Source organism: Cyanobium sp. LEGE 06143 (assembly GCF_015207535.1).
GTDB lineage: Bacteria > Cyanobacteriota > Cyanobacteriia > PCC-6307 > Cyanobiaceae > NIES-981.
This window is the reverse complement of record NZ_JADEWP010000006.1, coordinates 23,203-29,207: the sequence shown is the minus strand read 5'-3', so window position 1 is coordinate 29,207 and position 6,005 is coordinate 23,203. Positions and strand designations below refer to the sequence as shown.

The 6,005-nt window shown below is 57.4% G+C and carries 6 protein-coding genes and 1 pseudogene; all 7 read left to right on the top strand.

The window, feature by feature from the left end; all coding sequences use genetic code 11:
* Nucleotides 1–4 precede the first annotated feature (4 nt).
* Nucleotides 5–1,321 carry a type III glutamate--ammonia ligase gene (gene glnT / locus IQ216_RS01260; RefSeq protein ID WP_193813992.1) on the top strand — a complete coding sequence of 439 codons (1,317 nt, stop codon included), beginning with the start codon at nucleotides 5–7 and terminating at the stop codon, nucleotides 1,319–1,321.
* Nucleotides 1,322–1,358: 37 nt separating this feature from the next.
* Nucleotides 1,359–2,298, top strand: a pseudogene (locus IQ216_RS14600) (integron integrase).
* A 286-nt stretch (nucleotides 2,299–2,584) separates the two neighbouring features.
* Nucleotides 2,585–3,166, top strand: a complete 582-nt coding sequence (locus tag IQ216_RS13990) for a hypothetical protein (RefSeq protein WP_228006993.1) — start codon at nucleotides 2,585–2,587, stop codon at nucleotides 3,164–3,166.
* Between the two features lie 15 nt (nucleotides 3,167–3,181).
* Nucleotides 3,182–4,393 (top strand): deaminase, encoded by a 1,212-nt coding sequence (locus IQ216_RS13985; protein WP_370566547.1) that lies wholly within the window; start codon nucleotides 3,182–3,184, stop codon nucleotides 4,391–4,393.
* A gap of 142 nt (nucleotides 4,394–4,535) precedes the next feature.
* Nucleotides 4,536–4,790 (top strand): type II toxin-antitoxin system HicA family toxin, encoded by a 255-nt coding sequence (locus IQ216_RS01245; protein ID WP_193813990.1) that lies wholly within the window; start codon nucleotides 4,536–4,538, stop codon nucleotides 4,788–4,790.
* A 5-nt stretch (nucleotides 4,791–4,795) separates the two neighbouring features.
* Complete coding sequence (locus tag IQ216_RS01240) at nucleotides 4,796–5,119, top strand: type II toxin-antitoxin system HicB family antitoxin (RefSeq protein ID WP_228006991.1); 324 nt, start codon at nucleotides 4,796–4,798, stop codon at nucleotides 5,117–5,119.
* 158 nt (nucleotides 5,120–5,277) lie between these two features.
* Nucleotides 5,278–5,781, top strand: coding sequence for a nuclear transport factor 2 family protein (locus tag IQ216_RS01235; protein ID WP_193813988.1), 504 nt, complete (start codon nucleotides 5,278–5,280; stop codon nucleotides 5,779–5,781).
* Nucleotides 5,782–6,005 lie beyond the last annotated feature (224 nt).

Sequence of the window (6,005 nt, the reverse complement as noted above, 5' to 3'; positions counted from 1 at the left end):
GCCGATGACCCCCCTCGCCCAACGGCTCCAGGAGCTCGAGCTCTCCTTCCTGCTGATCTCCTTCACCGACCTGTTCGGCATCCAAAGGGCCAAGCTGGTGCCCGCCTCCGCCGCCGAGGCGATGGGCCGGGACGGCGCCGGCTTTGCCGGCTTCGCGGCCTGGCTGGATCTCTCCCCCGCCGACGGGGACGTGATGGCGATCCCAGATCCCGCCAGCCTCACCCCCCTGCCCTGGCAGCCGGGCGTGGGCTGGGTGGCGGCGGAGCTGGTGCTGGCCGGTGAGCCGATGGCCCAGTGCCCGCGCCGCCTGCTGCGGCTTCAGCAGGAGCGGGCGCTGCAGCTGGGCTTCGAGCTGCGCAGTGGCGTGGAGGCCGAGTTCTTCCTGCTGGGCGCCGACGGTAGCAGCATCGCCGATGCCGGCGACCACCAGGAGAAACCCTGCTACGACCAGCTGGCCCTGATGCGTCGCTACGGGCTGATCGGACCGCTGCTGGAGGCGATGGAGCAGCTGGGCTGGGGGCCCTACCAGGCCGATCACGAGGATGCCAACGGTCAGTTCGAGCTGAACTGGACCTTCGCCGACGCCCTCACCACCGCCGACCGCCACGCCTTCTTCAAGGTGATGGTGAAGACGCTGGCGGAGCAGCAGGGCTTCAAGGCCAGCTTCATGGCCAAACCCTTCGCCGAGCGCACCGGCAACGGCTGCCACACCCATCTCTCTCTCTGGGGTGCACCCGGCAACAGCGCCGCTGGCGTCAATCTCTTCCATGACCCCGCTGGTGAGCTGGGCCTGTCGCCCCTGGCCTATCAGTTTCTGGCCGGTCTGCTGGAGCACGCGCCAGCCCTCTGCGCCCTCACCAATCCCACGGTGAACAGTTACCGGCGGCTGGCGGCGCCGCCCACCACCTCGGGGGCCACCTGGAGCCCGGCGGGGATCAGCTACAGCGGCAACAACCGCACCCACCTGCTGCGCATCCCCGATGACCAGCGCCTGGAGCTGCGGCTACCCGATGGCTCTGCCCATCCCTACCTGCTGCAGGCCGCCATCCTGGCGGCGGGCCTGGACGGCATCGAGCGAGGGCTCGAGCCAGGACCTCGCCATGACAACGACAACTACGCCGCCCCGCTGGGACCGGAGATCTGCCCAAGGCTGCCTGCCGACCTGGGCGAGGCCCTCGATGCCTTCGACGCCGACACCGGCCTGCGCCAGGCCCTCGAAGAGGAGTTCTGCCAGGCCTACGGCAAGCTGCGCCGCCGCCAGTGGCAGCGGGAACGGGGCGACATCAGCGACGCCGAACGGTGCACATCACTGGATTGCTGAGATGCCTGGGCAGCCGTGGCAACTCTGAGTCGTCGCCATGGCGCAGGCCCCCATGCCAGAGCAACCCAAAGCTGCAGGGCTGATCCAGCGCTACCGGGAGGAACTGCAGACCCGCCACTACGCCCGTCGCACGGTGAAGACCTATGAGCAGTGGCTCAGAAGGTTTCTGCGCATCCACAACCTGCGACACCCCAGGGAGATGGGCAGCGCCGAGGTGAATGCCTTCCTCAGCCATTTTGCCGTGAATCGGCAGGTGAGCCCCTCTACCCAGAACCAGGCACTGTCGGCGCTGCTGTTCCTGTACCGCGAACTGCTGGAACGGGACCTGGAGCTGGAGGGTGTGGTGCGGGCGCGCACGCGCCGCAGGCTGCCGGTGGTGCTGACGGTGCAAGGGGTGCGGGCTGTGCTGCAGCGGCCTGCGGTTAATGGAGGCGTTGCGGCTGCGGGTGCATGACCTGGACTTCGGCCGGCAGGAACTCACGGTGCGCGACGGAAAGGGCGGGAAGGACCGACGCACCCTGCTGCCCCTTCGCGTAGCGGAGCAGCTGCGCTCCCATCTGGTGGACGTGCGGGTGATCCACCAACGGGATCTGGCCAAGGGCTGGGGGCGGGTGCAGCTGCCCCATGCCCTCGCCCGGAAGTATCCGAATGCCTCTGTCGAATGGTGTTGGCAGTGGGTGTTCCCACAACACAGCCGCTGGTGCAATCCGGCCACCGGTGAAGAGGGCCGCCACCACCTTGATCCCAGCCTGATCCAGAAAGCGGTGCGCAAGGCGGTGCTGGCAGCTGGGATCAGCAAGCCGGCAACCTGCCACAGGCTGCGCCATTCGTTCGCCACCCACCTTCTGGAACGCGGCCAGGACATCCGCACCATTCAGGAGCTACTGGGGCACAGCGATTTGAAAACCACGATGATCTACACCCATGTACTGAATCGGGGCCCAATGGGCGTCACCAGCCCTGCCGATGAACTCTGACTGTGTATCAGGTGTGCCATACGGTTATCAGATCCGCATAAAACCCCTCATCCAACTGGCCTGGCCATCAGAAACCAATGCGCTGGAGTCAAGTTGGCGTCCATGGCAGAGTGCACCGAGAAGAGATAGGCTGACAGGGGCGCGTGGGTTGAGGTAGATACCGGACCCGCCCATTCGGCGTTATGTGGAGCAGGGGCAGCCTCTGATGGCCGGCAAGGCAGCACTGACGCATCATGATTAGAGTAGTCGACAACTAAACCCAAAAGAACTGGAGAGCCAGTATCTTATGAAGCTCGTTTATTCCAAAGGTTATACTGAGCTGAAGAGTGCTCTTGTGGAACTAAATGGCAGCTGGGAAGAAACCCAGCCCAACAAGAAAGTCTACAGATTGAATGATGGGATACTGAATTGGTTCGAGTCAACGGGAACACTGCAGTTTCAGGGGAAAGAGCCAGACAAGTCTGAACTCGAGCGCCAAGTCAGAAGAATTTTATTTCCAGGTACTGCTGACGAAACGCATACCTACTCATCACCTGAAGAATCAGCCACTAGCAATGCAGGACTGAAACCAGCCACAGTTCAAACTGATACGAATCTTACTTCCCAATATTTATCAGATAGCCTCAGTCACTCAGAACTAATACTAGGAATAGTCAGCTCAGTAGGCACAGAAACCAGCAGAGTTGTGACAGCTCTTACAAACAGGCTAGCTGGCTTCGGGTACCAGACCAAAGAGATTAAGGTTTCATCGCTCTTAAGCAAAGGCGGCGATTCGGCGTATGCAAGCGAGTATGAGAGGATCAGGGACTTGATGAGCCGGGGTGATTCACTTAGGGAAAGAACGCAAGACAACGGGATCCTTGCGTAGGGTGCTGCCAAGAAAATAAAAGAGAGTAGAGCTGACAACCAGTCTAAACTAGCGTATATTATCAATTCGCTTAAGCATCCCGACGAGGTCCATTCTCTTCGAAGGATTTATGGCCAAGGCTTTTATCTGATCGGTGTTCATGCGGACGAAAAACGTCGTATACGCTACTTAACAGAAGACAGAGGTATCTCATCAGAACATGCAGTAGAACTCACCTCAATTGATGAAGACGAGAAGATTCCCCATGGACAGCGCACAAGAGACGCCTATCATCTCTCCGACTTCTTTCTCAGCTTTGGAAGTAGTGAGGACTACATCAAGAATTCAGTACAGAGATTCCTGGAGCTTATCTTCGGAAACCCGTATCTCAACCCAACATTTGATGAGTATGCAATGTTCATGGCATTCTCCAGTTCGGTAAGGTCCGGTGATCTATCGCGACAGGTTGGCTCTATTATTACCAGAGACAATCAGATTATTGCGACAGGAGCCAACGAATGCCCGTCAGCTGGTGGCGGTCTTTATTGGGCGCAGGCAGACGATTCAGGAAAGGTTGAGGATATCGAAGATGGCAAGGATTATAAGCGCGGCGAAGACTCCAATAAGTCTGAGCAAGGAGAGATAGTTCGAAGCATTCTCGGTGCTTGCAAGAATATATCGGAATTACCCGGGAGCGCTCTGGCGGAAATAGAAAAGATTCTGCGTGCGAGTAGAATATCTGACCTAACCGAGTTCGGGAGAGTTGTTCATGCTGAAATGGATGCACTCTTGTCGTGCGCGAGGGCCGGGATAGATTGTCATGGCGCGACACTCTATAACACAACTTTCCCATGCCATAACTGTGCGAAGCACATTATTGCAGCAGGCCTTTCTCGGGTTGTTTATGTAGAGCCCTATCCAAAAAGCAAGGCTCTTGACTTTCATTCAGACTCAATTGACTTGCAAACTAGTCTTGAGGGAGGCATGGAGTCTGTTCGTGTTGTCTTTCAGCCATTTACTGGAGTAGGCGCACGCCGATTTCTTGATTTCTTTTCAATGAGTTTAGGCAATGGAGCAAGGTTGAAACGCAAGAACAAAGATGGCACAGTAGTGGAATGGACAAAGGAATCTAGCCGTCCGCGAGTATTGTTGGTTCCGAGTTCCTATCTAGAACTTGAGGATGTGTCCTCCGAGATGTATGAGACTGCTATTCAACGACCAGTAGTGGGTGCCGAAAAACCCGCATAACATCCAGATACAGCTGCCGGTGGCATTGATGCTTGGTTTGTCAATGAGAGTCCTGCCCGCCGCTGATCTGGAGCGTTATCCGTATCCAGCAAGCCGTTGACCGCAAGCCACGCCTGGTACCGAGAAGCAGTACCATGCTGGAATGAAGCGGAAGCACCAGCACACCCTTGAGCTGATCTTCTCTCGTCCCGTAAGCGGCAGCTTGCCGTGGAGGGACATCGAGGCCCTGTTTCTGGAGCTTGGTGGGGATGTCAGTGAGAGGGCGGGCAGCAGAGTCGCGGTCGTTCTGTTTGGCGAAGTCAGGGTCTTCCACAGACCCCACCCATCGCCTGATACAGACAAGGGTGCCGTTGCTTCGATCCGCAAATGGTTTGAAGAACACGGAGTGACACCATGAATCTCATGACTGTGGATGGCTACCACGCCAAAATTGACTACGATGAGGGAACGGATCAGTTTCGCGGGGAAATTCTTGGGCTTTCTGGAGGAGCGGACTTTTATGGGTCCAGTCCTGAGGAGCTTCGCCGAGAATTCAAAAAGTCATTGGACGTCTTTCTTGAGGTCTGCAAGGAGCAAGGAATCGAGCCCCGCAGACACTATTCAGGTAAATTCAATCTTCGGATTCCGCCTGAACTACATGAGAAGTTGGCGATGACTGCGGAGGCGCAGGGAAAGAGTCTTAATTTGCTCGCTCAGGAAGCACTCCAGAGAAGTGTCACCGCATAAAGGAACGGATAACAAGCCACTCGGGTGGACAGGCCTCCATTGGTTCTCTACTTGCATTGTACATTCCCTGCCTGCCACTCATGGGCAGCGTTAGGCGGAGGGCGACAGCGAAGCCGCTCCGACAAATGACGTACTGTAGGGGTGCCGGAGGCAAGATTATGGACGAAAAAGAGATCAGTCGCGTGATCGATAGGATCGAGATTCTCGACCTTCTCGGGCGCTACTGCCTCACCCTCGACGCCCACAATATCGATGGTTGGGTAGAGTGCTTTACCGAAAATGGAGCGTTCGGTGATGGCGAGCGTGCAGTCGTCGGACGTGACAAGCTGCGAGCCTATGCCGAGATCCATACTCGAATTGGCGCGCGGCATATCACTAGTTCTCCGGTCCACCACATCGCCGAAAACGGCCTGTCAGCAACCGGTTTCGCCAGTACTCTCGTGACGGTCGCGACTCCGCGTGGCTTCAGGGTCCTCATGACAGGAGGCTATAGGGACTTGCTCAAAAAAGTCGACAGTCGCTGGTTGATCGCACGGCGATGGGTCGAGTTCCAGCGGCTACCTGACGATCCCGACGTCGATATCCCCAGCCAGGATCCCGACGTCGCGGCGATACACCGGACCCTCATGGATGCCTTCAGTCGATTCTCAGAGCTGTTATAAGTTCGCACGAGCCCGGAAGCGGCACAGGAAATACCGGGGCAGACCACGTTGAATATCACCAAACCATGGGCTGCACCCGTAGCCGTAAATAACGCGCCGCTAAGCCTGATATTAGCCTGAGCACAAAGAGTCGTGAACCAGATCAATGAATAGAGACGAATACACTGGACTATTGCCTATCCTTGGAGCATTCGACCAATACCGAGGAGCGACTGAGAAATGCA

Bases quoted from the DNA above. Each gene is read 5' to 3' on its own strand.
- glnT (WP_193813992.1), top strand. From the start codon at position 5: ATGACCCCCCTCGCCCAACGGCTCCAGGAGCTCGAGCTCTCCTTCCTG.
- IQ216_RS13990 (WP_228006993.1), top strand. From the start codon at position 2,585: ATGAAGCTCGTTTATTCCAAAGGTTATACTGAGCTGAAGAGTGCTCTT.
- IQ216_RS01245 (WP_193813990.1), top strand. From the start codon at position 4,536: ATGAAGCGGAAGCACCAGCACACCCTTGAGCTGATCTTCTCTCGTCCC.
- IQ216_RS01240 (WP_228006991.1), top strand. From the start codon at position 4,796: ATGACTGTGGATGGCTACCACGCCAAAATTGACTACGATGAGGGAACG.
- IQ216_RS01235 (WP_193813988.1), top strand. From the start codon at position 5,278: ATGGACGAAAAAGAGATCAGTCGCGTGATCGATAGGATCGAGATTCTC.